General features: G+C 64.1%; 29 protein-coding genes. 11 read left to right on the forward strand and 18 right to left on the reverse strand.

Annotated elements, in window-relative coordinates:
* Both ACILRA_RS04735 and prmB read left to right on the forward strand, forming a co-directional pair.
* A partial coding sequence (locus ACILRA_RS04735; protein ID WP_395660941.1) for a DMT family transporter occupies positions 1–921 on the forward strand: 921 nt, incomplete at its 5' end.
* Positions 863–1,801, forward strand: coding sequence for a 50S ribosomal protein L3 N(5)-glutamine methyltransferase (gene prmB / locus ACILRA_RS04740; protein ID WP_395660942.1), 939 nt, complete (start codon positions 863–865; stop codon positions 1,799–1,801). The genes ACILRA_RS04735 and prmB, both read left to right, overlap by 59 nt.
* A 257-nt stretch (positions 1,802–2,058) precedes the next feature.
* Here prmB and ACILRA_RS04745 read toward each other — a convergent pair whose 3' ends face one another.
* Positions 2,059–2,784, reverse strand: coding sequence for a type 1 glutamine amidotransferase (locus tag ACILRA_RS04745; protein WP_395660943.1), 726 nt, complete (start codon positions 2,782–2,784; stop codon positions 2,059–2,061).
* Positions 2,785–2,879: 95 nt separating this feature from the next.
* Positions 2,880–3,092, reverse strand: coding sequence for a cold-shock protein (locus ACILRA_RS04750; protein WP_395660944.1), 213 nt, complete (start codon positions 3,090–3,092; stop codon positions 2,880–2,882).
* A 323-nt stretch (positions 3,093–3,415) separates the two neighbouring features.
* Between ACILRA_RS04750 and ACILRA_RS04755 the strand changes: the two genes are divergently transcribed.
* Positions 3,416–3,994 carry a DUF922 domain-containing protein gene (locus ACILRA_RS04755; protein ID WP_395660945.1) on the forward strand — a complete coding sequence of 193 codons (579 nt, stop codon included), beginning with the start codon at positions 3,416–3,418 and terminating at the stop codon, positions 3,992–3,994.
* Between the two features lie 14 nt (positions 3,995–4,008).
* On the opposite strand, the gene ACILRA_RS04760 is transcribed toward ACILRA_RS04755, so the two are convergent.
* The 4 genes from ACILRA_RS04760 to petA all read right to left on the reverse strand — a co-directional run bounded on the left by ACILRA_RS04760 (position 4,009) and on the right by petA (position 7,687).
* Positions 4,009–4,881 (reverse strand): S-methyl-5'-thioadenosine phosphorylase, encoded by an 873-nt coding sequence (locus ACILRA_RS04760; protein ID WP_395660946.1) that lies wholly within the window; start codon positions 4,879–4,881, stop codon positions 4,009–4,011.
* 102 nt (positions 4,882–4,983) lie between these two features.
* Positions 4,984–5,814 (reverse strand): cytochrome c1, encoded by an 831-nt coding sequence (locus ACILRA_RS04765; RefSeq protein WP_395660947.1) that lies wholly within the window; start codon positions 5,812–5,814, stop codon positions 4,984–4,986.
* 16 nt (positions 5,815–5,830) lie between these two features.
* Complete coding sequence (locus ACILRA_RS04770; protein WP_395660948.1) at positions 5,831–7,084, reverse strand: cytochrome bc complex cytochrome b subunit; 1,254 nt, start codon at positions 7,082–7,084, stop codon at positions 5,831–5,833.
* 15 nt (positions 7,085–7,099) lie between these two features.
* Positions 7,100–7,687: a ubiquinol-cytochrome c reductase iron-sulfur subunit gene (gene petA / locus ACILRA_RS04775; RefSeq protein WP_395660949.1), complete on the reverse strand. Its 588-nt coding sequence runs from the start codon at positions 7,685–7,687 to the stop codon at positions 7,100–7,102.
* Positions 7,688–7,855: 168 nt separating this feature from the next.
* Here petA and ACILRA_RS04780 point away from each other — a divergent pair, with 168 nt between their 5' ends.
* Positions 7,856–8,311, forward strand: a complete 456-nt coding sequence (locus ACILRA_RS04780; RefSeq protein ID WP_395660950.1) for a tRNA (cytidine(34)-2'-O)-methyltransferase — start codon at positions 7,856–7,858, stop codon at positions 8,309–8,311.
* A 4-nt stretch (positions 8,312–8,315) separates the two neighbouring features.
* Here the strand turns inward: ACILRA_RS04780 and ACILRA_RS04785 are convergent, their stop codons facing one another.
* The gene (locus tag ACILRA_RS04785; protein ID WP_395660951.1) at positions 8,316–9,662 is read right to left on the reverse strand and encodes a pilus assembly protein TadG-related protein; all 1,347 of its coding nucleotides are present in this window, start codon (positions 9,660–9,662) and stop codon (positions 8,316–8,318) included.
* Between the two features lie 197 nt (positions 9,663–9,859).
* Here ACILRA_RS04785 and hemF point away from each other — a divergent pair, with 197 nt between their 5' ends.
* A complete protein-coding gene (hemF, locus tag ACILRA_RS04790; RefSeq protein ID WP_395660952.1) occupies positions 9,860–10,693 on the forward strand; it encodes an oxygen-dependent coproporphyrinogen oxidase in 834 nt (277 codons plus the stop codon).
* A gap of 11 nt (positions 10,694–10,704) precedes the next feature.
* Positions 10,705–11,250 carry an adenine phosphoribosyltransferase gene (locus ACILRA_RS04795; protein ID WP_395660953.1) on the forward strand — a complete coding sequence of 182 codons (546 nt, stop codon included), beginning with the start codon at positions 10,705–10,707 and terminating at the stop codon, positions 11,248–11,250.
* Between the two features lie 40 nt (positions 11,251–11,290).
* On the opposite strand, the gene ACILRA_RS04800 is transcribed toward ACILRA_RS04795, so the two are convergent.
* The 11 genes from ACILRA_RS04800 to lgt form a co-directional block, all read right to left on the reverse strand.
* Positions 11,291–11,776, reverse strand: a complete 486-nt coding sequence (locus ACILRA_RS04800; protein ID WP_395660954.1) for a MaoC family dehydratase — start codon at positions 11,774–11,776, stop codon at positions 11,291–11,293.
* Positions 11,773–12,225: a MaoC family dehydratase gene (locus tag ACILRA_RS04805; protein ID WP_395660955.1), complete on the reverse strand. Its 453-nt coding sequence runs from the start codon at positions 12,223–12,225 to the stop codon at positions 11,773–11,775. Before ACILRA_RS04805 ends, ACILRA_RS04800 begins: the two co-directional genes overlap by 4 nt.
* A gap of 28 nt (positions 12,226–12,253) precedes the next feature.
* Positions 12,254–13,351: a redox-regulated ATPase YchF gene (ychF, locus tag ACILRA_RS04810; RefSeq protein WP_395660956.1), complete on the reverse strand. Its 1,098-nt coding sequence runs from the start codon at positions 13,349–13,351 to the stop codon at positions 12,254–12,256.
* On the reverse strand, positions 13,351–13,953 hold the full coding sequence (gene pth, locus ACILRA_RS04815; protein ID WP_395660957.1) for an aminoacyl-tRNA hydrolase: 603 nt from the start codon (positions 13,951–13,953) through the stop codon (positions 13,351–13,353). Before pth ends, ychF begins: the two co-directional genes overlap by 1 nt.
* A 21-nt stretch (positions 13,954–13,974) precedes the next feature.
* Positions 13,975–14,730, reverse strand: a complete 756-nt coding sequence (locus ACILRA_RS04820; RefSeq protein ID WP_395660958.1) for a 50S ribosomal protein L25/general stress protein Ctc — start codon at positions 14,728–14,730, stop codon at positions 13,975–13,977.
* Between the two features lie 251 nt (positions 14,731–14,981).
* Positions 14,982–15,914 (reverse strand): ribose-phosphate pyrophosphokinase, encoded by a 933-nt coding sequence (locus tag ACILRA_RS04825; RefSeq protein WP_395660968.1) that lies wholly within the window; start codon positions 15,912–15,914, stop codon positions 14,982–14,984.
* A 114-nt stretch (positions 15,915–16,028) separates the two neighbouring features.
* A complete protein-coding gene (locus tag ACILRA_RS04830; RefSeq protein ID WP_395660959.1) occupies positions 16,029–17,270 on the reverse strand; it encodes a hypothetical protein in 1,242 nt (413 codons plus the stop codon).
* Between the two features lie 19 nt (positions 17,271–17,289).
* A complete protein-coding gene (locus ACILRA_RS04835; RefSeq protein ID WP_395660960.1) occupies positions 17,290–18,441 on the reverse strand; it encodes a M24 family metallopeptidase in 1,152 nt (383 codons plus the stop codon).
* Positions 18,442–18,450: 9 nt separating this feature from the next.
* A complete protein-coding gene (pgeF, locus tag ACILRA_RS04840) occupies positions 18,451–19,215 on the reverse strand; it encodes a peptidoglycan editing factor PgeF (RefSeq protein ID WP_395660961.1) in 765 nt (254 codons plus the stop codon).
* Complete coding sequence (locus ACILRA_RS04845; protein ID WP_395660962.1) at positions 19,212–20,267, reverse strand: class I SAM-dependent methyltransferase; 1,056 nt, start codon at positions 20,265–20,267, stop codon at positions 19,212–19,214. The genes pgeF and ACILRA_RS04845 overlap by 4 nt, the downstream gene beginning before the upstream one ends.
* Complete coding sequence (gene lgt / locus ACILRA_RS04850; protein ID WP_395660963.1) at positions 20,254–21,102, reverse strand: prolipoprotein diacylglyceryl transferase; 849 nt, start codon at positions 21,100–21,102, stop codon at positions 20,254–20,256. Before lgt ends, ACILRA_RS04845 begins: the two co-directional genes overlap by 14 nt.
* 92 nt (positions 21,103–21,194) lie before the next feature.
* On the opposite strand from lgt, the gene ACILRA_RS04855 reads away from it, so the two are divergent.
* From ACILRA_RS04855 to ACILRA_RS04875, 5 genes are all read left to right on the forward strand, one after another.
* Positions 21,195–21,473 (forward strand): accessory factor UbiK family protein, encoded by a 279-nt coding sequence (locus ACILRA_RS04855; protein WP_395660964.1) that lies wholly within the window; start codon positions 21,195–21,197, stop codon positions 21,471–21,473.
* 143 nt (positions 21,474–21,616) lie between these two features.
* A complete protein-coding gene (locus ACILRA_RS04860; RefSeq protein WP_395660965.1) occupies positions 21,617–22,117 on the forward strand; it encodes a YbjN domain-containing protein in 501 nt (166 codons plus the stop codon).
* Positions 22,114–22,935: a pyrroline-5-carboxylate reductase gene (gene proC, locus ACILRA_RS04865; RefSeq protein ID WP_395660969.1), complete on the forward strand. Its 822-nt coding sequence runs from the start codon at positions 22,114–22,116 to the stop codon at positions 22,933–22,935. Before ACILRA_RS04860 ends, proC begins: the two co-directional genes overlap by 4 nt.
* Positions 22,936–22,940: 5 nt before the next feature.
* Complete coding sequence (locus ACILRA_RS04870; protein WP_395660966.1) at positions 22,941–23,276, forward strand: tRNA-binding protein; 336 nt, start codon at positions 22,941–22,943, stop codon at positions 23,274–23,276.
* A 6-nt stretch (positions 23,277–23,282) separates the two neighbouring features.
* Positions 23,283–23,657 carry an NUDIX hydrolase gene (locus ACILRA_RS04875; protein ID WP_395660967.1) on the forward strand — a complete coding sequence of 125 codons (375 nt, stop codon included), beginning with the start codon at positions 23,283–23,285 and terminating at the stop codon, positions 23,655–23,657.
* The last annotated feature ends 434 nt before the right edge of the window (positions 23,658–24,091 follow it).

A 24,091-nucleotide genomic window follows, 5' to 3' on the forward strand; every position in this document is an offset into this window, starting at 1 on the left:
GCGGCAGGTGCTGCCTGCTGGAGCCTGGGCGGCGCGCTGGTGCGCCTCACGGATGGCATCGACGTCTGGCAGATCATCTTCTACCGCTCGGTCACGGTGCTCGTCTGCATGGGGCTCTGGCTCGGCTTCCGGTTCCGCGGCAGCCTGCTGCGGCGCATGTCGGAAGCAGGCGTCAATGCCGTGATCGCCGGCGTGGCAATCGGCACGGCGGGCCTCACCTTCGTGGCCTCGCTGTTCTACACGACGGTGGCGGAGGCGATCTTCATGGTGGGTGTGGCGCCCTTCCTGTCAGCCCTCATCGGCTTCTGGATCCTGAAGGAGCGCATTCCGCCCATCACCTGGGTGGCAATGACGGTGGCGCTCATCGGCATGGGCATCATCTTCTACGGCAATCGCGGCGGGGGCGCCGTCACGGGCACGCTTCTGGCCATCTACTCCGCCTTCTGCTTCTCCTGCTATGCGGTGCTGCTGCGCTGGGGCCAGAAGACTGAGATGTCGGTAGCGCTGATTTGGAACGCCCTCTACCTCATCCTGGTGAGCGCGCTCGTGCTGAGCGTGCCCACGGGGCTCCGCGGGGATGCGGGGCTTTCGGCCTTCGCCATCGGCTGGTGGAACGCCGGCGCCGTCTTCCTGATGGGCGCGGTCCAGCTGACGCTGGGCCTGATGCTGTTCACCATCGGATCACGCGCCGTACCTGCCGCACAACTCTCGCTCATTGCACTGGTCGAGCCGGTGCTGTCGCCCGTCTGGGCCTGGTTCGCCAGCCGCGAGCTTCCACCCGTCTGGACATTCATCGGCGGGGCGGTGATTGTGGGGGCGATTGCAATTCAGGCCCTGTTCAGCGCCAGCCGGGAAAACCGCCATGAAAGACCTCAAACCAGACCCGAACGCAGCAGCAAGCCAGCTTTCGACCGTTCGTGACTTCCTGCGCTGGGCGCTGTCAGAGTTCCGCCGGGCGAAGGTCGTCCACGGCCACGGTACCACATCCGCCCTGGACGAGGCCGCCTTCCTGATCCTCGAGACGCTTCGCCTGCCGGTTGACGACATCAATCCCTGGCTTGACGCAACGCTGCTCGCATCCGAGCGGCAGGTGCTGGCCGATCTCATCCGTGCACGGATCGAAACGCGCATGCCCGCCGCCTATCTGGTAAAGCGCGCCTATATCGGCAGCTTGTCCTTCTACGTCGACGAGCGGGTGATCGTGCCGCGCTCCTACATCGGCGAACTGATGCTCTCCGGCATCTTCGGGGGCGACGAAGCGCCCCTCATCGAGGACGTGACGCAGGTGACGGCTGTGCTCGACCTCTGCACCGGCTCCGGCTGCCTTGCCATCATCGCGGCGGGGATTTTCCCTGATGCCGAGATCGATGCCGCCGATCTCTCCGCCGATGCGCTGGCGGTGGCGCATATCAACGTGGAGGAGCATGGCGTTGCAGAACGGGTCAGCCTGCACCAGGGCGACCTCTTCGCGGCAGTGGACGGGGCCACCTACGACCTCATCATCTGCAATCCGCCCTATGTCGCCGCAGCCGAGGTTGACGCCTTCCCGCCAGAATACGGCCATGAGCCGGTGATGGCGCATATCGGCGGAGAGGACGGTCTCGACCTCGTGCACCGCATCCTGGCGGAGGCTGCCGATCACCTGAACCCCGGCGGCGGTCTCATCTGTGAAATCGGCACAGGCCGCGAACTGCTCGTTGCCGCCTATCCGCACCTCGATTTCCTGTGGCTCGACACGGAGGAGCAGCAAGGCGAAGTCTTCTGGATCACCCGCGAGCAGCTGCTGGAGCCGGGGAACTAGATTACCCGTCAGTCAATCGCGATCAGCTTGGCCTGGCGTCCTCTCCCGCAGCGCGGGAGAGGAGGGGGACCCAACGAAGTTGGGGGAGGTGAGGGAATGCGGTGCTCCGAATTTCATGCAGCGCCCCTTTTCCCTCATCTCCCCGTTGCTGGCGCAACGGGTCCCTTCTTCTCCCGCTGAAGGAGCGGGAGAAGACATCAGCCGTCACGATAAGTCCATTTGACCACCCGCCGCTCTCTCGCCCGGTTCTCCCGGCGTTATTTCCTCAACCCCGTGGCGGTGGCGAGATTGTCGTAGATTGCGCGCGTCATGCGCGCCATCTCGGGCATCAGCGGATAGCAGTCCCTGACGATGCGCGGATAGGCGCCAGCGCCGAGGTGGCGCTCCAGCGAGGAGACATAGTTCGGAAGGCTCGCCCAGCCGGCAACTGTCTGCGGCGTGAACTCGCAATGGAACTGCGTGCTGACGGCGTGTTCGCCGATGGCAAACGCCTGCACCGGGGTGCGGGCCGAACTGGCCAGCACCACAGCGCCGTCCGGCGCCCGCTTCACCTCCGCCATGTGCCATTGCATGACCTTGTGGCTTGGCCCCAGCCCGCGCGTGAGCCGGTGGGTTTCAGCGCCGCCTGTCAGCGCCACGTCGAAAACGCCGATCTCGCCCTCCTCCGCGGGCGCCACCTCGCCACCGAGCGCGGCCGCCAGCAATTGATGGCCGAGGCAGACGCCGAAATAGGGTTTCGCGCGCTCTGCCACCCATTCGCGGATCGCCTGCTTCTCGGCGGAAAGCCACGGGTGCTGTTCCTCCTGCCAGGTATCCTGCGCGCCGCCCAGCACGAACAGGAAGTCATAGGGGGCGAGCGGCGGGATGGCCTCGCCCTCAAACAGCCGAACCGCCTCAGGAACGATGCCGTCCTCGGCGAAGAAATCAAGGAAGCGGCCAGGATGGTCATGGTCCATGTGCTGGAAAATGAGCGCACGCTTCATCGGCAATCCTCAAGGGCTGCGCGGCCCTCGTGCCGCGCGTGAAGGCGGCATGGCGCAAAAAACCGGTGCGGGCAAGGCCCGCCTGTGATCAAACGTCAGACGATCTGGAGTTCGACAGCCTGGGGCCCGCGGCCCTTCTTGTCAGGCTGGATCTCGAAACTGATCTTCATGTTCTCCGACAACTCCGGGATGCCGGAGCGCTGGACAGCCGTGATGTGCACGAACACATCCTTGCCGCCGCCGTCCGGTGAAATGAACCCGTAGCCCTTGGCCTGGTTGAAAAACTTCACTGTGCCATTCTGGCGCATGAAAAGAGCGTCCCTCATTCCATTACACGTTGCGTGCGGATCTCGCCGCTGGTGGAAGGCGGCAGGTATGCGGCCCAGCAGTGCTCACGTGGACCTCAAGTGCCCCCTTACGGGAAGGCGCTCTTGACCAATTGAACGGCTTGGCCTGTGACCGAACGTTGCCGCTCAGACAAGATTATTATGCTTTACCCATGCGTGTAGGGCAAGAGGGGGCTTCTCCATTTTCAAGGCTTGATTCTGGTTCCGGTTGCGCGATAGTTGACCTTATGGGATGGCATCGTCAAAAAATTTCAGCTTTCGCAGTAACTGCCGTAGCGGCAGCCATGCTTGCCTTCTGGGCGGGAGTGGCCTCAGCCAAGCCGGCGCAGAGCACCAGATATACCTATTACACCATCCGCGGTGACACGGCCGCGAAGGTCTATGCCTCGATGATGAAGAGGGGGCCACGGGTGAACGGGGCCAAGGCCTATGCCTCGACCTTGGCCACGACAACCCAGAATGGCAAGCTGTCACAAGGCGCATATTGCCGGATCGAGGACTACCGGCTGAAACTTGACTTTGTCATCAGGCTTCCGAAGATCAAGAACGAGAGAGTCCTGCCCCCCGCCGAACGCAAGCGCTGGCAGCAGTTCTCTGCCTTCCTCAAGGTGCATGAGGAAACCCACCGGGAAATCTGGCTCGGCTGTGCCGCCGACCTCGAGCGGCAGGTGAAGGCCATCAAGGCGAAATCCTGCAGCGAGGCGGACCGCAAGGCAAACCAGCTGTGGGAGGGGATCCGCGCGGCCTGTAACAAGAAACACACGGCCTTTGACATTGCCGAACAGAAGCGGCTGATGAAGCACCCCTTCGTCAAGCTGGTCTACAACCGGTCAGCTGCCACGCATGGCGCAGGCGCACAGTAGCAACGCCCGCCACCTCACGGTTTGAGCACCCTGCCCGCCACCGCGTCGAGCTTCTTCAGAAGCGCCGGATCGCGCCGTTCGGGCGCCGTCATGATGGCGAAGTCGAGCGCCCGGTCAGAGCCCGCGGGGCAAGGCGGATGTTGGCGCGGAAACGTCCGCGCGATGCGCGCGAGCAGCCGTGCGGCGTTGCCGGAATTGGCTTTCATCACCGCCATCACCTTGGCGACGTCGACAGAGCCGTGATCCTCGTGCCATGAGTCATAATCGGTGACCATGGCGACGGTGCAGTAACTTATCTCCGCCTCGCGCGCCAGTTTGGCTTCGGGCATGTTGGTCATGCCAATCACCGACGCACCCCATGAGCGGTAGAGATGCGACTCGGCGAGGGTAGAGAATTGCGGGCCTTCCATCACCACATAGGTTCCGCCGCGCGCGTGCGGGATGCCTTCCGCCGCCAGCGCCTTCTCCGCCACGTCCTGCAGCGCGGGGGAAACAGGATGCGAGAACGGCACATGCCCCACGCAGCCAGCGCCGAAAAAGCTTTTCTCCCGCGCGAAGGTGCGGTCGATGAACTGGTCAACGAGCACGAAGGTGCCGGGTGGAAGCTCCACCTTCAACGAGCCAACGGCCGAGAGCGAAAACAGATCCGTAACCCCTGCCCGCTTCAACACATCGATGTTGGCGCGATAGTTGATGGTGGTCGGCGACTGTACGTGGCCGCGGCCGTGGCGCGGCAGGAACACGACGGGGAGCCCCTCGATCTCGCCGCGGCGCAATTCGTCGGAAGGCTCACCCCATGGCGAGGCGATCCTCTCCCAACGCGCATTGTCCATCGGAATATCGTAGATGCCCGATCCACCGATGATGCCCAGAACAGATGCCGTCATGCTGTGCCCTTCCCTTCGCCATGTGGAGGATGCCCGAGACCACCGCAAACGAAAAGGCCCGGAGCTTGGCTCCGGGCCTTTTTGCAAAGCATGTGGGTATCATCAGTGGGCGTTGGCCCAGATCTTCTTCTTCACGAGATAAAGCAGCAGCGCCAGGATGCCGAGATAGATCAGCACCATGAAACCGGTGCGCTTCCTCTCTTCCATCTTGGGCTCAGCCGTCCATGCAAGGAAGGCCGAGACGTCACGCGCCATCTGGTCGATTGTCGCGGGCGTGCCGTCGTCATAGGTCACCTGGTCGTCGGTAATCGGCTGCGCCATGCCGATCCAGTGGCCATTGGCGAAATAGGGATTGTAGGCCTTGCCCTCCGGCTGCTCGGCCTTGAGCTCCTCGGGGATTTCCTCGTCCGGCACGTAGCCCGTCAACACGGAGTAGACATATTGCGGGCCGCCGATGCCGTTCACCAGCTGGTTGAACGTGCCGTACCAGCCCGGGCGGTATTTGGTGATGAGCGATAGGTCGGAGGGATAAGCGCCGCCATTGGCGGCACGCGCTGCCTGCTCATTCGGGAAGGGCGAGGGGAAGCGGTCGGAGGGGAGAGCGGGACGCTCGAACATCTCGCCATCATTGTTGGGGCCGTCCTGGACGGTGTAGCCAGCGGCCAGCACCTTCACCTGTTCTTCCGAGAACTCAGGCCCGCCGGGCTGGGAGAGGTTGCGGAAGGAAACATACTTCATCGCGTGGCAGGCCGAGCAGACTTCCTTGTAGACCTTGTAGCCGCGCTGAAGCTGCGCGCGGTCAAAGGTGCCGAAGGGACCTTCAAAGGAGAAGCTGATGTCCTTGGCAGGCTTCTGGCCCTCCGCCGCTTGGACCGCCCCGAAGGACAGCATAAGGCCCGTGGCCGCGATGGCGAGTGTCTTGAGCAATGTCATGTCAGTTTCCCCCAGATCACTCGGCAGGCACGGCGGCCGTGGCAGGACGCTTCTTGGCAAGCACATCATCCGAGATGGACGACGGCAGCGGCTTCGGGCTTTCGAGAAGTCCGAGCAGCGGCAGGATCACCAGGAAGTGCGCGAAGTAGTAGACGGTCAGGATGCGCGAGAACACCACATAGAGGCCATCTGCCGGCTTTGAGCCAAGGTAGCCAAGCGCCACGCAGACAACGGCAAAGATCCAGAAGAAGCCCTTGAACAGCGGGCGGTAGTTGCCCGAGCGCACCTTCGAGGTATCGAGCCACGGCAGCGCGAAGAGGATCAGGATCGAACCGAACATGGCGATGACGCCGCCCAGCTTGTCCGGCACCGCGCGCAGGATCGCGTAGAACGGCAGGTAGTACCATTCCGGCACGATGTGCGCGGGCGTCACCAGCGGGTTGGCCTCCTGGTAGTTGATCGCGTGACCCAGATAGTTGGGCGCGAAGAAAATCCAGAAGGCGAAGAACATGAAGAACACGACGATCGCGAAGGCGTCCTTCATCGTGTAGTACGGGTGGAAGGGCAGCGTGTCCTGGCTGCTCTTCACCGAAACGCCCGTCGGGTTGTTATTGCCCGGCACGTGCAGCGCCCAGATGTGCAGGCCGACAAGGGCAGCCAGCACGAAGGGCAGCAGGTAATGCAGCGAGAAGAAGCGGTTCAGCGTCGGATTGTCGACCGAGTAGCCGCCCCACAGCAGCGTGGTGATCGAGTCGCCCACGAAGGGAATGGCGGAGAACAGGTTGGTGATGACCTTCGCACCCCAGAAGCTCATCTGGCCCCAGGGCAGCACATAGCCCATGAAGGCCGTGGCCATCATCACGAGATAGATCAGCACGCCGATCATCCAGAGCACTTCGCGCGGCGCCTTGTAGGAGCCGTAGTACATGCCGCGGAAGATGTGGATGTAGACCGCGATGAAGAACATGGACGCGCCATTGGCGTGCATGTAGCGGATCATCCAGCCCGAGTTCACGTCGCGCATGATGTGCTCGACGGAAGCGAAGGCATGGTCCACATGCGGCGTGTAGTGCATGACGAGGATGATGCCGGTGAGGATCTGCACCACCAGCATGACGGCGAGAATGCCGCCGAACGTGTACCAGTAGTTCAGGTTCTTCGGCGTCGGGAAGTCCAGCGCGTGGCCCTTCACCAGACCCATGATCGGCAGGCGATCATTGAACCACTTTCCGAAGGCCGAGGTTGGCTCGTAGTTTGATTGTCCGCTCATTGAGGAAGGTCCTTCTTAGCCGATGCGGATCTTGGTGTCGGAGAGATAGGCGTAGGCCGGAACCGGCAGGTTCTGCGGCGCGGGGCCTTTGCGGATGCGGCCGGCCGTGTCGTAATGCGAGCCATGGCAGGGGCAGAACCAGCCGCCATGCTTGGAGGAGCCTTCGACAACGGCAAATTCGCCCTCGTTGGGGATCGGCACGCAGCCGAGATGGGTGCACACGCCCATCATGACCAGAAACTGCTCCTTGCCGCCCACCACGCGGTTGGCGTCGGTGGCCTCGTCGACATCAGCGACGTTGGCGTTGCGCGCCAGCGGATCGGGCAGATCCGACATCGGGACGGCCTTGGCCGCCTCGATCTCGGCGGGCAGGCGGTGGCGGATGAACACCGGGTTTCCGCGCCACTTGATGGTGATTTCCTGGCCTTCGGCGATCGGCGTCAGGTCGATCTCGACCGAAGCAAGCGCCCTGACCGATGCGTCGGGGTTCATCTGGTTGATCAAAGGCCAGGCCGTCAGCGCTGCGCCGACGGCACCCACGGCGCCAGTCGCGATATAGAGAAAATCGCGGCGGCTGGTTTCCGCATGTTCCGCTGTGGACACGTCTCTTATTCCCTTTTGTTGCCAGGTCAGCCCTATTACGGACAGGCTGGTCCGGGCGCTCAAACCCGCGACCTTTTGGCATTGCGCCATCGGGAAGTCTAGCCATCAAGTGTCGCAGTTCGCAGCCAATTTCCGGCCCGCGCCGGGCCGGACCAGGAAACCGGAAACATGATCGAAATCGCCCTCTACCAGCCCGACATTGCGCCCAACGCCGCCACCATCCTGAGGATGTGCGCCTGTCTCGGGCTGACGTGCCGCATCATCGAGCCCGCGGGCTTCGTGATGAGCGATTCCGCCTTCCGCCGGGCGGGGATGGACTATCTGGACAAGGCGGCCCTCGTCCGCGAGCCATCCTGGACCGCCTTCCGGCAGGCCACCGCCGGCCGCCGCAGCGTGCTGCTGACGACCAGGGCCAGCCTGCCGCTGTGGGATTTCGCCTTCGCCCCCGGCGACGTGATCCTGATGGGCCGGGAGAGTTCCGGCGTGCCCGAAAGCGTGCATGAGGAGGTTGAGGCGCGGATGACCATCCCCATGCAGCCGGGCATGCGCTCCCTCAACGTGGCTCTGGCCTGCGCCATGGCCACAGGCGAAGCACTGCGCCAGCTGGGGCCGCGGCAAAGCTGACGCCTCAGTCCGTCAACCGCACCGGGCGGAACGCGACGGCAACATTACGGAAAGCCGTGATGAGTTCGTCCGCCGTTTGCACCTTGAAGAAGTGACGGGCGGACGATGCGCAGGACCGTAACCGGTCCTCTTCGACCTGGTTGTTGACGGTCAGGAACGAGACCACGAACAGCTCGATCTTGGCGTTCTTGATGTTCTGGCAAATGGTGGCCTGGTTGGCGTTGGCGTTCGTGACCGCCGCAGCTGTCGACGAAACCGTGAATGTGGCCGTGTTCAGAAACGGGCCGGTATTGTTCCAGCCGTCGGTAAACAGCACGACCACCTTCTTGCCCTTGACGTCATCCAGGTCCTCTTTGGTCCGGCCTTCGGTGAAAATGGGATCCGGCCCCTCGTTGTGCAGCAGTTGCCAGGCCCAGAGCAACCCGGATGGCAGATGCGAAGAAGAGACACCGGCCCCGCCGGTGCCCACGGCTTGCTTGAGCCGGTCACGGTCCTCCTCCTCCCAGATCTCGGTGAGCGGCTGGATCTTGCGGGACAAGGACTGGCAGCCCTGCGCCATCCCCCAGACGACAGGGACGCGCGGATACTTGAAGTTGGTCGGATCATCGAGGTGGACCCGGCGTGTCGAATCGCGGAACCCTACGCATCCGCTCCAGTCGGAGGACGAACCGGACAGCCAGCTGACGCCGGCCCTGTCCGTACCAACATTAACGTGATTGCCGAACGGCACGATCCCGACCTTCATCTTTTCCGAGGAAGTCTCCGTGACCAGGCTGGACAGGTCGTCGATGAGGACTGTCACGGCGCACTGCAGGGCCTGGATCCGAGTCGTGATCGACGACCCGTCTTCGCAGACCGACGGGCTGATCAACGGAGAACCCATTGAGATCGTTACGTCGAGCGCCATGGACAGCTCGATCGGCCCCGGCAGCGCCCGCAGGATTTCCGCCTGTGCCACCACCGTCAACTCGTCGATGTTCATGATCCTCATGAAGGACGTGTCCATCGTGCCCTCAAGCAGGAGCGTGTAGCGCTGCTCCTCAGCCTCGTAGGTCGTTTCCGCGATCCTCACCCTGGCAAAGCTGTCCGGCGGCCTGTTGGCGTTGACATAGGCGGTGACCACCGTGTCCAGGGCGATCTCGGAATTGTTGAAAGGGTCGGAACCGGCCGAAATGGCGGCTGCATCAGCAAGCGCCTGCAGCTGTGACTTGAGAATATACAGGCGCGCCCCGTCGACGGCCGCGCCCACCGCAAGGATAAGCGGAATGAGGGAGAGGGCGAAAATGATGGCGATTGCACCATTCTCGCCCGTCTGGAAGCGGCGCAAGAGCACCTTGAGCCGGGAGGTCATGCGATATCTCCGAAGCATGGTTCAGCATTCATGAAGCCTCAGGTAGCATGTTTCGCCCGAAAAGTCACATGACTCTGCAATCCATGGTATCAAGGCCCTTCAGAAGCTGCGTTGTTCCGGCGGTGCTGTTCGGAAGGTGGCGGGAGATGCTAGAGATTGCCGCTGACGACGACAGGAATCGCACCAGGACCCCGCCCATGACAGACCTGCTCACCCGGAAAACCGCCGCCCGCCAGTGGTTTGAGGCGCTTCGCGACCGGATCTGCGCCGCGCTGGAGGACATCGAGGCGGGCGCCCGCTTCGCCCGCAAGCCGTGGGAGCGGCCGGACGGCGGCGGGGGCGTCATGTCCATGCTGCACGGCAAGGTTTTCGAGAAGGCGGGGGTACACACGTCTACCGTGCATGGCGAATTCTCGCCGGAGTTCCGCAAGCAGATCCCCGGTGCGGAGGAGGACCCGCGCTTCTGGGCCTCGGGCATTTCTCTCATCATCCACCCGTGGAACCCCTTCGTTCCCGCGGTGCACATGAACACCCGCTTCATCGTGACGACCAAGACCTGGTTCGGCGGTGGCGCGGATCTCACCCCCGTGCTCGACCGCAAGAGGGTGCAGGACCATGAGGACACCCAGGATTTCCACGCGGCGATGAAGGCGGCCTGTGACGCCCATGCCGTGGCGAACTATGAGAAGTTCAGGAAGTCGTGCGACGAATATTTCTTCCTGCCGCACCGGAACGAGCCGCGCGGCATCGGCGGCATCTTCTATGACCACTTCAACTCCGGCGACTGGGACAAGGACTTCGCCTTCACCAAGGACGTGGGGCTGGCCTTGCTCGACATCTATCCGAAGCTCGTGCGGCGCAACATGGATTTACCGTTCACGGAGGATGACCGCGAGGAGCAGCTGGTCCGCCGTGGCCGCTATGTCGAGTACAATTTGCTCTACGACCGTGGCACGATCTTTGGCCTGAAAACGGGTGGCAATGTCGAATCGATCCTCTCCTCCATGCCGCCCCTCGTGAAATGGCCGTAAGGAGCAACAGCATGGACCTCAGGAACGGCTTCGACATCAAGCGCTACATCCGCACCATTCCGGACTATCCCAAGCCCGGCATCATGTTCCGCGACATCACCACGCTCTTGTCCAACATGCACGGCTTCCGCGCCGCGGTGGATGAGCTGGCCTGGCCCTTCCTCAAGGGCGAGATCGACTACGTGGCGGGGATCGAGGCGCGGGGATTCATCCTAGGAGGTGCCGTGGCGCACAATCTGGGCCGCGGCTTCATTCCCATCCGCAAGAAGGGCAAGCTGCCCTCGCGCGTCATCGGCCAGGACTATGCGCTGGAATATGGCGTGGACACGATCGAGATGCATGCCGATGCCATCCAGAAGGGCGACCGCGTGCTGCTGGTCGACGATCTCATCGCCACCGGTGGCACGGCGGGGGCGGCCATCGACCTGATCCGCAAGTCGGGCGGCGAGGTGGTCTCCGCCGCCTTCGTGATCGACCTGCCGGAGCTGGGCGGTGCAGCGAAGCTCAAGGCCAAGGGTGTGAAGGTACATACGCTGGTGGGCTTCGAGGGGCATTGACCCCACTCCGTCATCCCGGCGAAGGCCGGGATGACGCCGGTCAAACGGCGGGCCGCTTCGGCGTCAGCACCTTGCCCTGGAAAGAAAACACCAGTTCCCCCTTCTGGTTCACGCCCTCGTTCAGCGTGAACACAAGCCCCCACTGCGGCCGCGAGTTGAGCTCGCGCTTGCCCGTCACGGTGGAGCGGTAGGTGATGGTGTCTCCCGGCGTCACGGGCTTCAGCCAGCGCAGATTGGTGAGGCCGGGCGACGGGCCGATCGCGGCGGGCTCCCGGCCCTCTGCGCGCATCTTCGCTTCCGCTGCCTGGTTGGTGGCGACATAGCATTTCATCCAGCCCGCCGCCGTGTGCCAGCCCGACGCCGAGAGCACGCCGAGCGGACCTTTCCGCGCTGCCTCGTCATCCAGGTGGAAGGGCTGCGGGTCATATTGCTTCGCAAAGGCGATGATCGCCTCGCGCGTAAAATGATGCTGGCCCAGCTCGACGACGCGGCCCTCCGCGATCTCCTCGAGATAAAGTCCGATCATGGCTTGCGCACTCCCATGAACTGCACGCCCGTGATCTCCGTCTTGAGTTCGCCCTCCATGTTGAAGAGTTCGAACTTCATCTTGAGAATGCCCATCTCCGGGCGCTTGGACGAGACGCGGCGGGAGAGCACCGTGGCGCGGCCTGTAAGCGTTTCGCCCGCATAGACGGGCTTCAGCCACTTCACCTCATCCATACCGGAAGAGGCCATGGCGGCGGATTTGTTGGCATAGGCCTCGACCGCGAGCCGGATCAGGATGGCGCTGCCCTGCCAGCCAGACGCTGCCAATCCTCCAAGCACGGAGTTTTTCGCCGCCGCCTCATCAAGGTGCATGGGCTGCGGGTCCCATTCGCGGGCATAGGCGATGACTTCTTCCTTCGACAGGTGATAGGTGCCGAAGGGGATGACGAGCCCTTCGGGGAAGTCTTCGTAATGAAGAAGATCTGACACCGCCGCCTCCCCTCTGGGCCGTCTACCCTTACGTATTGAAACGGAAATGCATCACGTCGCCGTCCTTGACGACATAGTCCTTGCCTTCCAGCCGGAACTTACCTGCCTCGCGGGCACCCGCTTCACCACTGTTTGCCACATAATCATCATAGGCGATGGTCTCGGCGCGGATGTAGCCCTTCTCGAAATCGGTGTGGATGACGCCTGCCGCACCCGGGCCCTTGGTGCCCTTGGTAATGGTCCAGGCGCGCGCCTCCTTGGGGCCCACGGTGAAATAGGTGACGAGATGGAGCAGGTCATAGCCCGCGCGGATGACGCGGTTGAGGCCCGGCTCCTCCAGCCCCACGGCATCGAGGAAGTCCTTCTGGTCGGCCAGCGCCATAACGGCAATCTCGGACTCGATCTTGGCGGAGACGACGACGGCCACCGCATTTTCTTCCGCGGCGCGCTTGAAGACGCGTGACGAGAATTCATTGCCCTTGTCGGCGGAAGCTTCCTCGACATTGCACACATAGAGCACGGGCTTCGACGACAGCAGGCCCAGGCCCTTGAAGGCCTTCTCCTCTTCAGGCGTACGCTCGACCAGGCGGGAAGGCTTGCCCTCACGCAGCAGGACGAGGGCGCGGTTGATGAGGTCGGCCAGTTCCTTCGAGTCCTTGTCGCCCTGCTTGGCCTTCTTCTCAATGTTGACGATGCGCTTCTCGAGCGAGTCGAGGTCAGCGAGCATCAGCTCGGTCTCGATCGTCTCGATGTCAGCGATAGGGTCGATCTTGCCTTCAACATGCGTGATGTCGCCATCCTCGAAGCAGCGCACAACGTGGGCGATGGCATCGACCTCGCGGATGTTGGCGAGGAACTGGTTGCCCAACCCTTCACCCTTGGAGGCGCCGCGCACCAACCCTGCGATGTCCACGAAGGTGAGCCTGGTGGGGATGATCTGCGCGCTCCCTGCGATCTTCGCCAGCACGTCGAGGCGTGGATCAGGGACAGCCACGTCACCCACATTGGGCTCGATGGTGCAGAAGGGATAATTCGCCGCCTGCGCCGCCGCGGTCTGTGTGAGCGCGTTGAAGAGGGTGGACTTGCCGACGTTGGGGAGGCCAACGATGCCGCACTTGAAACCCATCAGTTCTCTGCCTTCTTGCTGGGCTTCTCCGGCGCGGGATTGAGCGCCAGATGCACCTTGTTCTGGAATGAGCCGTCCTCGCCCTTGACGAGGAGGCCCGCGTTGTCGGCAACGGCCGTCAGCAGCGGGTCAAGCCACTCCCGGTCTGCCTTGGCGAAATCGCTCAGCACGTAAGCATGCACCAGCGCCTTGTGGCCGGGGTGGCCGATACCCATCCGCACACGGATGAAATGCGGTCCGCAATGCGCCATCATGGAGCGGATGCCATTGTGGCCCGCCGCACCGCCGCCGAGCTTGACCCGGACCTTGGAGGGTTCGAGGTCGAGCTCGTCATAAAACACGATGACCCGTGACGGATCGATGTCGAAAAAGCGCATCGCCTCGCCCACCGAGCGGCCGCTTTCGTTCATGTAGGTGAGAGGCTTGAGGAGAAGCACCTTGCTGCCATTCATCAGGCCTTCCGAGGTTTCGCCCTGGAAGCGCTTGCGCCACGGCGAAAAGCCATGGCGGCGGACGATCTCGTCCACCGCCATGAAGCCGATATTGTGCCGGTTGCCCTGATATTTGGAGCCCGGGTTGCCGAGCCCCACGATGAGGTGCATCTGGCCCTCGCCTTGCGAAGATTACTTCTTCTTGGCCGGAGCCGCAGGAGCCGCACCCTTGGCCGGTGCAGCGCCCTTGGCGGGAGCCGCACCCTTGGCGGGAGCCGCACCCTTGGCAGGTGCTGCACCCTTGGCGCCGGCAGCGGCAGCGGGAGCCTTCTGGTTGGTTGCCGGAACATCGCCCGCAGCGGCCTCGGCGGGGGCTTCCTCTTCCTTGGCCTGGGCGGAGACGGCGCAGAGCGTCACGTCATCCGTCAGGGAGGATTTCACGCCCTCGGGCAGCGTAATGTCGGACAAGTGAACCGACTGGCCGATCTGCAGGCCGGACACGTCGACCGTGATCTCGTCCGGGATGAGGTTGGCCGAGCAGTTCAGCGCCACGGTATGCGACACGATATTGAGCGCGCCACCCTGCTTGATGCCGGGGGACAGTTCCTGGCCCTTGAAGTGAACGGGCACGCTCACCTTGATGCGGGCATCCTTGCCGAGGCGCAGGAAGTCGATGTGGACGATGAAGTCGCGCACCGGCTCGAACTGCACATCACGCGCGATGGCGCGGATGGTCTTGCCCTCGACCTCGAGGTCGACGAGCGTCGAGAGGAAACGGCCGGTCTCAACATGGGGGAGAACGTCGCCGTAGGTGAGCGAAATGAGTTGGGGCTCCTGCTTGTCGCCATAGACGACACCGGGAACGAGGCCCGTACGGCGAACTGCGCGAGAGGCCCCCTTGCCTGCCCGGGCGCGCGACGCGGCCTTGAGCTGCACGATCTTGGACATGGTAAACTCCTGATAAGATTGATCCGCCCTGCCTTCCTCCAGGGGTGAACGATGCCGGACGGACGGGGGGCCTATAGCGGAAGGGGGCGGCGGGGGCAAGTGGGGGCGGGCTCGGGGAAAGAGGCCCTCATCCGGCCTGTCGGCCACCTTCTCCCATTGCTGCGCAACGGGAGAAGGGAAACCTCACCACGAGTCCCTTCTCCCGTCCGAAGGATGGGAGAAGGTGCCCGAAGGCCGGATGAGGGCCCTTCCTACTCGAACAGGCTCGAGACGCTCTCTTCCCGGTTCGTCCGCCCGATGGCTTCGCCCAGCAGCGAGGCAATCGGGATGCAGCGGATGTTGTGGGCGATCTTGACGGCTTCGGTGGGCTGGATCGAGTCGGTGATGACCAGTTCCTTCAGCTTGGAATTGGTGATGCGCGACACGGCCCCGCCTGAGAGCACGCCATGGGTGATATAGGCGGTGACATCCTTTGCCCCCTGGGCCAGCAGCGCTTCTCCCGCGTTCACCAGCGTGCCGCCCGAGTCGACGATGTCGTCGATCAGGATGCAGGACTTGCCCTCGACGTCGCCGATGATGTTCATGACTTCCGACTCGCCTGCCCGCTCACGGCGCTTGTCGACGATGGCCAAGGGTGTGTCGAGGCGCTTGGCGAGTGCGCGCGCGCGCACCACGCCGCCCACGTCCGGCGAGACGACAACGGTGTTGGCCACGTCGAGGTGGTTCTTGATGTCACGCACCATGACGGGGCCGGCGAAGAGGTTATCGGTCGGAATGTCGAAAAAGCCCTGGATCTGGCCCGCATGGAGATCCATCGTCAGCACGCGGTCAGCGCCCGCGCGGGTGATGAGGTTGGCGACGAGCTTGGCCGAGATCGGCGTGCGGGGGCCGGGCTTGCGGTCCTGCCTGGCATAGCCAAAGTAGGGAATGACGGCGGTGACGCGCTTGGCGGAGGCACGCTTCAGCGCGTCGATGATGATGAGAAGTTCCATCAGATGGTCGTTCGCCGGGAAGCTCGTGGACTGCACCACGAACATGTCCTGGCCGCGGACGTTTTCCTGGATCTCGACGAAGACTTCCATGTCGTTGAAGCGCTTCACGACGGCCTTCGTCATCGGCAGGTTCAGGTAGGAGCAAATGGCTTCCGCCAGTGGCCGGTTGCTGTTGCCTGCCACGATCTTCATCATGCACCGAACCCCTCATCCACTGAGCTTTCGCGGCTCTATAACAACCGCATGACGCCATGCAAAGGGGCATTTCGCTCATGCGGCCATAGCCGCCGCTTATGGGCAGTTTGCCTAGCGGTAGCTCTTGACGATGTCGAAAATGCCGGTGGCGGCGGCTTCGGCCACGGCAGTGGCGGCAGGGCCCCAGCCCCCGTCGAGGGCGCCGTGCGGCACCTCATTGGCCTGCTTCACGCTGCCCAGCGTCTCGCCGTCGGGCGACTTTACATCCCAGCTGAGGGACACGGCCTGGTTTTCGCCCTTAGCAGCAACCTTGACGCGCCCGACGATGGTGAGCGCATCCGCTTGCGGCTTGCTCACCACTGGCCATCCTGCGGCGGAGAGCGTCTTGCGCATGGCCGCCGTCAGCTCGGCATCCCCCTCCCCCGGCGAGCCCTTGACCGGCACGACCGCAACGGCCCGGATCGCCCGCTGGCCGGGCTTCAGCTTCTTCTCGGCGGCTTTGGAGGCCTTCGCGCTGCTGGCGGCGGGATCGGCGGGCGGATCGGCATAAGCAGCGACAGCCGTGTCGTTCATGTCGGGCGGCGGGGCGGCGGAGGGCGTATCCGATACGGTGACGCGCGGCAGGGTCGCCTCGCCCTGCAACGGCGCGACAGCGGCCACGCTGGGCTCGATCTCCTCATGCTGCACCACCTCGCCCGCACCCGCCAACAGCGCAGCGGCCGCTTCGCCAAGGCCGGGGCCGTGGAGCGTGTCGAAGTCAATCTCCCGGTGGGCGTCGGGCGCTGCCATGGCGAAGAGTTCAGCGGGCGGCGCGGTGAGGTTCGCGAGCCTCGTGGCATAGCCCATCTGGCTCAGCTTGCGCGCCATGGCCTCCGCCGTGCGCCGCGCGATCCGGTCCAGAACGGCGGTGGAGACGCCGCCCCAGGGATCCGCCCCGGAATAGAGCCCGGCATTCTCCTCGCCGTCGATGTTGTCGATGAGCACGCCCTCACCATCGCGGAACTGGAACTGATAGACCAGCCGCACCCCGGTGCTGCCCGAGCTTGCCCGGAAATTGCCTGAGAGCCCGAACACGCCGGACTGGAAGCTGCCCTCGACGAAGCCAATGTCATGCTGGCCACCGGCCGATGACAGTGCGGCCTTGAGATCAGCAAGGTTGGCCGGCGGAATGCCCTTGATATCCTCGATGGCCACCGGCGGCACGGACTTGCCCTTCGGCTCCAGGCTGGCGGAGCCGGAATCGGTCAGGATCGAGCCCGCGGAGCAGGCGGCGAGCATGAGGCCGAGAACGGCCAGCATCACCCCGGAGGACAGCCTCCGGAGCAGCTCGCGCGCCCGCTCCCGCCACGCCATTGCAACTGCCTCCCGCATGTTACCGGACTACCATCTCCAGAGACGCCTTTGAAACGGATTCCGGCTTCTTGGCCCCCACGATGTAGGTGCGCCCCAGGCAGAAGGCCGCCCCGGCATCGGAGTTCATCAGGATCATATGCGCGAAGAAGACCATGCCGGGCTGGATCTCGACTGGATTATCCTTGTAGAACATGGGGTTGTCCATCCAGCTCGGGGTGAACTTGGCGCCCAGCGAGTAGCCGCAGGCGTTGAGCCTGTGGTTCTTCATGCCATTGGCATCCATGACGCGGGCATGGGCGGCGAAGACGTCGCCCGCGGTGCGCCCGGGCACCATCTGCTCCTCGACCGCGGCCAGCGCCTCGCGCGCGGCCTCGTCCATCGCTGCGTGGTGTTTCGATGGTTTGCCGATGATCACCGTCCGCATATAGGCTGCGTGGTAATGGCGGTAGACGCCCGCCCATTCGAGCGTCAACTGGTCGCGCTTGCCGAGCTTGCGGCGGCCAGACTTGTAGCGGCAGAGCAGCGCGTCAGGCCCGGAGCCGATGATGAATTCATTGGCGGGATAGTCGCCGCCGCCTGCGAACACGGCGGCCTGCTGGGCGGCCAGGATGTCACCCTCGTCAGCACCCGCCTTGGTCTTGCGCAGCGCCGCCTTGAAGGCGAGGTCGCCGAGTTCTCCGGCCTTGCGAACATATTTGAGCTCGGCGGGGGATTTCACCACGCGGATCATGTTCACCAGGTCGCTCGCATCGCTCAGCCGGCAGAAGCCGTCCAGTGCGGCGTCAACCTGCTTGCCGTTGAAATGGGTGAGGCCATAGGACTGGTTCTCGATGCCGAGGCGCTTTGCCTTGCAGCCGAGGCTTTCCAGCATGTCGCGGAGCTGGGTGGCAGGCTTGGCGCCGGCCTCGTCGGTCCAGATGCGGATGTCGGCAATGATCGAGGTGTGGCGCGCCTGGCGAAGGTCTGGCGAGCGCGTGAGCAGCGCGAGGCGTCCGTCGGCGCCCAGATAGAGGCACTGGAAGAAGCAGAAGCCGAAGGTGTCGTAGCCCGTCAGGTAATACATGCTTTCCTGCTGGAACATCAGCAGGCCGTCGAGGCCCTCGGTGGCCATTGCCGAGGTTACCGCCGCGATGCGGCGGTCATATTCGGCGCGGTTGAAATGCAGTGCCATTGCCTTCTCCTAAGTAAGCGCGATGGCCGAGATCAGGCGGCCATAATCCGTTTCCCGGCGGTGCGTGGCCCGCCGGTAGCTGAAAAACCGCCGCTCGTCACTGAAGGTGCAGAGCGACAGGTTAACGACCGTGCCGACACCTTCAGCGCCAAGCCGGTGCGCGAGGTAGAGCGGCAGGTTGAACATGGCATGGCCCGGCCTTTCGGAGGCAGCGAAGAAACGCGCATTCGCGGGGTCGGCCGCCGTGAAGCGGGCGGGGAATTCGGGGCCCACCTCATAGGCGGCTTGCGAGATCGTGGGGCCGATCACGGCGGTGATGCGCGCGCGCCGCGCGCCTTGGGCCTCCATCAGGTCGAGGGTGCGCGTGGTGATGCCGGTGAGCGCGCCCTTCCAGCCCGCATGGGCCGCGCCGATCACGCGGGCCTCAGGGTCGGCGAACAGCACAGGGCCGCAATCGGCGGTGAGCACGCCCAGCGCCACCCCGGGGGTGCGCGTGACAAGGCCATCGACACGGGGACGCTCCGCTTCGTCCGGCCAGGGCCCCGTGACCAGGGCGGCCTCCGCACTGTGCTCCTGGTAGGCGGAGAGCAGGCAATTGGGCGCAACACCCAGCCGCTCCGCCACAAGGGCGCGGTTCTTTTGCACCGTCTCACGGTCATCGCCCGAGCCCATGCCGCAATTGAGGGAGGAGAACAGGCCAGATGAATGCCCGCCCTCCCGCGTGAAGAAGCCGTGGGTCAAGCCGTCGAGCCGGAGTGCGTCTGCTGCAATCATGTCTGTCCGAACGGGTAAGGGCTCGTCATGCCGGGTGAGGTGGCAGCGAGTACCTTGAACAGGTTACCCATCTGGTTCTCATCCGCAAGCCGCGCCATTTGCCGCCTCAAGGTTGAGGTGACGATCGCATCGGCGCGCCGCCCCAGAAGCTCGAAGCGCTGCTCGAGGCCCATGGCGAGCAGAAAGTCCCGCTGGGTCATGGGGCGGTGGACAGCAGCACCCCCCTCTTTCAGCGCACGGCCCAGCGCCTGGAAGTCGACATGCGATGTCAGGTCGACTTCGCCGGGCCTTTCGGTCACATCCACGAAGCCGTGCGTGCGCATGGCCTGCAGCGTGTCACCCGGGGCGCTGGTCAGATGCCCGTAGTCAATGATGAGGGCGGCACCGGGATGGCGCAGCAGCCTTTGGCCGATCTGGCCAGCGATCACATCGCGCGCGGGGGCGAGTTCCAGAACGTCGCCGTCGCGCCCCTGGGGACCGGGAACTTGACCGGAAAGGCCGCGGGCGAGGCGCCCCTGCTCCAGCCCGATCACCCGCTCGTGCCAGAGGCCCTGCCGCCTCTCGATCTGGCGGATCGGGATCGCGTCGAAAAACTCGTTGGCAATGAGGATCATCGGGGCCTCGGGCACTTCCTCGAGGGTCATGTGCCAGCTGGCCCCGGGGCCCACCGCCTGGCGTTGCCTTGTCCTCAGCACCGGGCTCGTCTCGATAAGGTGCGGCACGGCGGCGGCGGCCAGCGCGGGCGACACCCGGCCGATGGTGCGCAGCATGTCGGCCATCAGCGTGCCCCGGCCGGGGCCGAGCTCGACCAGATTGACGCGGGCCGGCTCGCCCATCGCCACGAAGGCGCCCGCCGCCCAGATGCCGATAAGCTCGCCGAACACCTGCGAGACCTCGGGCGCGGTGACGAAGTCGCCCTCCCGGCCCAGCGGATCGCGCGTGATGTAGTAGCCATGCAGCGGATGGCCGAGGCAGAGGCCCATATAGCGGTCCAGCCGCATCGGGCCGTCGGTAGCGATCAGCTCCGAGATCAGGGCCTCAAGCGGGGTCATGCCGGGACCTCAGGAGAAGCCACACACCAACAAGGCAGAGCGGCAGCGACAGGATCATGCCCATGGTGAGGACGCCCGCGACTTGCCCGAGGAACGGATCGGGCTCACGGAAGAACTCGACCATGATGCGCGACAGGCCATAGCCCAGGGCGAAGATGCCGGACGCCCGGCCGGCATGCTGGAGGGCGCCATGGCGGTGGGTGGCGATCCTGACCACGATGAACAGCAGCAACCCTTCGAGCACGGCCTCATAAAGCTGGCTGGGGTGACGGGGAAGCTGCAGCGCGTCCTGCGGGAAGACGAAGGCCCAGGGCACTTCCGTGGGCCTGCCCCACAATTCGCTGTTGATGAAATTGGCCAGCCGCCCCAGCCCCAGCCCCACCGGCACGGAGGCCGCGCCGAGGTCCAGCATGCGGTCGAGGCTGGTGCCGATGCGGCGGCCATAAAAGAAGCAGGCCACCACCACGCCGAGGAAGCCGCCATGGAACGACATGCCGCCGTCCCACATCATGAGGATCTCGTGCGGGTTGGCGAGATAGTGGAGCGGCTTGTAGAACAGAACATAGCCAAGCCTGCCCCCAAGCACGACGCCCAGCACCGACCACAGGAAGAAGTCGTCCACCTGGGGGACGCTCATCGACGGCGTCACCTTGCCCCACAGCCGCGGGTTGGAAACCAGCCGTTTCATGTACCAGGAGGCGAAGACCAGACCGGCGATATAGGCCAGCGCATACCAGCGCAGCGCGAAGGGCCCGATCTCGAACAGCACGGGATCAACCGGCGGAAACGGCAGGACGGCGGGAGTGGCAGCCTCGAAATTCATCGCAGCGGACACTGGTCGCACCCGGCCGCGGCGTCAAGCCTCACGCGGCACCTTGAAGTGCGGGGCCAAAGCCCATAGCTAATAAGAGAGAAAGGGTTCCCCACATGACCACGACACAGACGCGCTTCTTCGACGAAATGGCCAAGCTGATGACCAATGCAGCGGGTGCTGCCCAGGGAGTCCGGCGGGAGATCGACACGCTCGTCCAGGCCCAGATGGAGCGGATCCTCAACAACATGGAACTCGTCAAGCGCGAGGAGTTCGAGGCCGTGAAGGCAATGGCCCAGAAGGCCCGCGAGGAGAACGACGCGCTGGCAGCGAGGCTTGCGGCGCTGGAAGCCAGGCTCGGCGGCCAGTCGGCTTCCGATTCGCGCGCCGACTGACTCGGGGTCAGCACCGGAACGGCGTGATCGCCTGTGGAGGAATCACTTGTTTCCTCTGCTGACTCTTGAAGCGACTCAAAGGCTTGGGCAGTTTGCTCTTCATGGCTCGGCGAGTGATTCGTCAGCCAGCGGAGGATTGAACGATGGCCCTCGAGGCCCTTGAAAGCGACGACCTCTCCAATCCGCTCGACCGTGTCGAGCGCATTGCCGAAGCCTATGAATGGGCCTTTTCCCGCACCGGATCCGGCGAAGTGACGATGCAGATCGCCGGCGGCTGGAGCGACATGACCGTTTCCCTCAGCTGGCGCGACGAATTCGAGATCCTGCATGCGGCGGTAAGCCTCGAGATGAAGGTGCCCGCGGCGCGCCGCGACGAGGTGGCAAAACTCATCGCGCGCATCAACGAGCAGTTGCTGATTGGACACTTCGACCTGTGGCACGCGGACGGCAGCCTGCTGTTCCGCAACAGCCTGCTGCTCTCCGGCAACGCCGAGGCCAATGACGCGCAATGCGAAGCGCTGATCCGCTTTGCGGTGCAAACCTGCGAGCGCTATTTCCCGGCCGTGCAATTCGTCGTCTGGGCGGGCCGCAGCGCCGCTGACGCGCTGGAGGCCGCAATGATCGATACCTGGGGAGAGGCCTGATGGTGAAACTATCCGGAACGCTGGTGCTGGTCGGCGCCGGCAAGATGGGGGGCGCCATGCTGGAAGGTTGGCTGAAGGGTGGTGCGGAGGCCTCACGCATCGTGGCGCTCGACCCATCTCCGCCGCCGGAGGTGAAGGCACTCCTCGAGCGTTCGGGCGTGCGGCTCAACCCTGGCGTGGATGCCATCGATGACGCCGAAGTGGTGGTCATGGCGGTGAAGCCGCAGCTGATGGAAGACGTGCTGCCAGGTGTTGTGCCGCTTAAGGCCGCAAAGCCGCTGATCCTCTCGGTGGCGGCGGGCAAGACCATCGCCTCCTTCGAGCGCCACTTCGGGGCGGATGCCGCGGTGATCCGCACCATTCCCAATACGCCAGCAGCAGTGGGCCGCGGCATTACCGCCATGGCTGCCAACGCCAATGTGTCGCCTGCGCAACTGGCACTCGCCCGCAGCCTGCTTGCGGCGGTGGGCGAGGTCGTCACCATCGAGAATGAGGCGATGATCGACGCGGTGACCGCCGTATCGGGCTCGGGGCCCGCCTATGTGTTCTATCTCACCGAATGCCTGGCGGCAGCGGGCGAGAAGGCAGGCCTGCCGAAGGACCTCGCCATGCAGCTGGCGCGCGCCACCGTCTCAGGTGCTGGCGAACTGATGCGCCAATCCGGCATCGAGGCGGCAACGCTGCGCCAGAACGTGACATCGCCCAAGGGCACCACCTATGCCGCGCTGCAGGTACTGATGGCCGAGAATGGCATGCAGCCGCTCTTCGACAAGGCCATCGAAGAGGCCACGAAGCGCTCACGCGAACTGGCGAGCTGACACGCATGGCCATCTCCTTCGATGATTTCATGAAGGTCGACATCCGCGTTGGCACTATCACCGGCGTCGAACCCTTTCCGGAAGCGCGCAAGCCCGCCTTCAAGCTGAAGATCGACTTCGGCCCGGAAATCGGGGTGAAGAAGTCCTCCGCGCAGGTGACGACGCACTACACGCCCGAAACGCTGATGGGCCGCCAGGTGGCAGCCGTCGTCAACTTCCCGCCACGCCAGATCGGCCCCTTCATGTCGGAAGTGCTGACACTCGGCTTCCCCGATGCATCGGGCGAGGTGGTGCTGCTGGCCGTGGACCACAAGGTGCCGAACGGCGGGCGGATGTATTAGGCGGCCATGCGCACCCGTGCATGTGGCCTTATGCTTCGCGAAGGCAAGGTTCTTCTGCAGCGCAGGAGGAACGAGACAATCTGGGCCCTGCCCGGCGGCAGGCTCGAGACCGGCGAGACGGCCGAGATGGCGCTGATCCGGGAATTCAGGGAAGAACTTGGCTGGGACGTGCAACTGGGCCGCAGACTGTGGGAGATCGAGAATGTCTTCACGCATGAGGGCTTGGACATCCGGCAGTCAGAGGTCTGTATTGCCGTTTCCTCCAATGCACCGTTGACCGTCACGGATGAGACGCTCGAATTTCGCTGGGTTTCGCCGGCAGAATTGCCTCGACTGGATGTCCGGCCACGCGTGATCCGCGATCGACTTTTCTCATCCTGACTACCGTCATCCCGGCGAAGGCCGGGATGGCAGAGGGCTTGGCACGGACCCGATGATTGTCCCCTTCTCCCGTCGCGACGCGATGGGAGAAGGTGGCCGACAGGCCGGATGAGGGTCTCTTTCAACGTGATGGACTCGCGGAGAGAGGCCCTCATCCGCCCTTCGGGCACCTTCTCCCATTGCTTTGCAACGGGAGAAGGGAAAATGCATCATCGCCTGCATCCATGGGTTCTCCGCGGCACGGACCCGATGAGTGTCCCCTTCTCCCGTCGCGACGCGATGGGAGAAGGTGGCCGGCAGGCCGGATGAGGGTCTCTTTCAACGTGACGGACTCGCGGAGAGAGGCCCTCATCCGCCCTTCGGGCACCTTCTCCCATTGCTTTGCAACGGGAGAAGGGAAAATGCATCATCGCCTGCATCCACGGGTTCTCCGC

Source organism: Aestuariivirga sp., assembly GCF_044239095.1.
In the GTDB taxonomy this organism is placed as follows: Bacteria; Pseudomonadota; Alphaproteobacteria; order Rhizobiales; family Aestuariivirgaceae; genus Aestuariivirga.

What these genes read in the sequence shown, in the direction of transcription:
- prmB (WP_395660942.1), top strand. Translation starts at nt 863, where the DNA reads ATGAAAGACCTCAAACCAGACCCGAACGCAGCAGCAAGCCAGCTTTCG.
- ACILRA_RS04745 (WP_395660943.1), bottom strand. Translation starts at nt 2,784, where the DNA reads ATGAAGCGTGCGCTCATTTTCCAGCACATGGACCATGACCATCCTGGC.
- ACILRA_RS04750 (WP_395660944.1), bottom strand. Translation starts at nt 3,092, where the DNA reads ATGCGCCAGAATGGCACAGTGAAGTTTTTCAACCAGGCCAAGGGCTAC.
- ACILRA_RS04755 (WP_395660945.1), top strand. Translation starts at nt 3,416, where the DNA reads ATGCTTGCCTTCTGGGCGGGAGTGGCCTCAGCCAAGCCGGCGCAGAGC.
- ACILRA_RS04760 (WP_395660946.1), bottom strand. Translation starts at nt 4,881, where the DNA reads ATGACGGCATCTGTTCTGGGCATCATCGGTGGATCGGGCATCTACGAT.
- ACILRA_RS04765 (WP_395660947.1), bottom strand. Translation starts at nt 5,814, where the DNA reads ATGACATTGCTCAAGACACTCGCCATCGCGGCCACGGGCCTTATGCTG.
- ACILRA_RS04770 (WP_395660948.1), bottom strand. Translation starts at nt 7,084, where the DNA reads ATGAGCGGACAATCAAACTACGAGCCAACCTCGGCCTTCGGAAAGTGG.
- ACILRA_RS04780 (WP_395660950.1), top strand. Translation starts at nt 7,856, where the DNA reads ATGATCGAAATCGCCCTCTACCAGCCCGACATTGCGCCCAACGCCGCC.
- ACILRA_RS04785 (WP_395660951.1), bottom strand. Translation starts at nt 9,662, where the DNA reads ATGACCTCCCGGCTCAAGGTGCTCTTGCGCCGCTTCCAGACGGGCGAG.
- hemF (WP_395660952.1), top strand. Translation starts at nt 9,860, where the DNA reads ATGACAGACCTGCTCACCCGGAAAACCGCCGCCCGCCAGTGGTTTGAG.
- ACILRA_RS04795 (WP_395660953.1), top strand. Translation starts at nt 10,705, where the DNA reads ATGGACCTCAGGAACGGCTTCGACATCAAGCGCTACATCCGCACCATT.
- ACILRA_RS04800 (WP_395660954.1), bottom strand. Translation starts at nt 11,776, where the DNA reads ATGATCGGACTTTATCTCGAGGAGATCGCGGAGGGCCGCGTCGTCGAG.
- ychF (WP_395660956.1), bottom strand. Translation starts at nt 13,351, where the DNA reads ATGGGTTTCAAGTGCGGCATCGTTGGCCTCCCCAACGTCGGCAAGTCC.
- pth (WP_395660957.1), bottom strand. Translation starts at nt 13,953, where the DNA reads ATGCACCTCATCGTGGGGCTCGGCAACCCGGGCTCCAAATATCAGGGC.
- ACILRA_RS04820 (WP_395660958.1), bottom strand. Translation starts at nt 14,730, where the DNA reads ATGTCCAAGATCGTGCAGCTCAAGGCCGCGTCGCGCGCCCGGGCAGGC.
- ACILRA_RS04825 (WP_395660968.1), bottom strand. Translation starts at nt 15,914, where the DNA reads ATGAAGATCGTGGCAGGCAACAGCAACCGGCCACTGGCGGAAGCCATT.
- ACILRA_RS04830 (WP_395660959.1), bottom strand. Translation starts at nt 17,270, where the DNA reads ATGGCGTGGCGGGAGCGGGCGCGCGAGCTGCTCCGGAGGCTGTCCTCC.
- ACILRA_RS04835 (WP_395660960.1), bottom strand. Translation starts at nt 18,441, where the DNA reads ATGGCACTGCATTTCAACCGCGCCGAATATGACCGCCGCATCGCGGCG.
- pgeF (WP_395660961.1), bottom strand. Translation starts at nt 19,215, where the DNA reads ATGATTGCAGCAGACGCACTCCGGCTCGACGGCTTGACCCACGGCTTC.
- ACILRA_RS04845 (WP_395660962.1), bottom strand. Translation starts at nt 20,267, where the DNA reads ATGACCCCGCTTGAGGCCCTGATCTCGGAGCTGATCGCTACCGACGGC.
- ACILRA_RS04855 (WP_395660964.1), top strand. Translation starts at nt 21,195, where the DNA reads ATGACCACGACACAGACGCGCTTCTTCGACGAAATGGCCAAGCTGATG.
- ACILRA_RS04860 (WP_395660965.1), top strand. Translation starts at nt 21,617, where the DNA reads ATGGCCCTCGAGGCCCTTGAAAGCGACGACCTCTCCAATCCGCTCGAC.
- ACILRA_RS04870 (WP_395660966.1), top strand. Translation starts at nt 22,941, where the DNA reads ATGGCCATCTCCTTCGATGATTTCATGAAGGTCGACATCCGCGTTGGC.
- ACILRA_RS04875 (WP_395660967.1), top strand. Translation starts at nt 23,283, where the DNA reads ATGCGCACCCGTGCATGTGGCCTTATGCTTCGCGAAGGCAAGGTTCTT.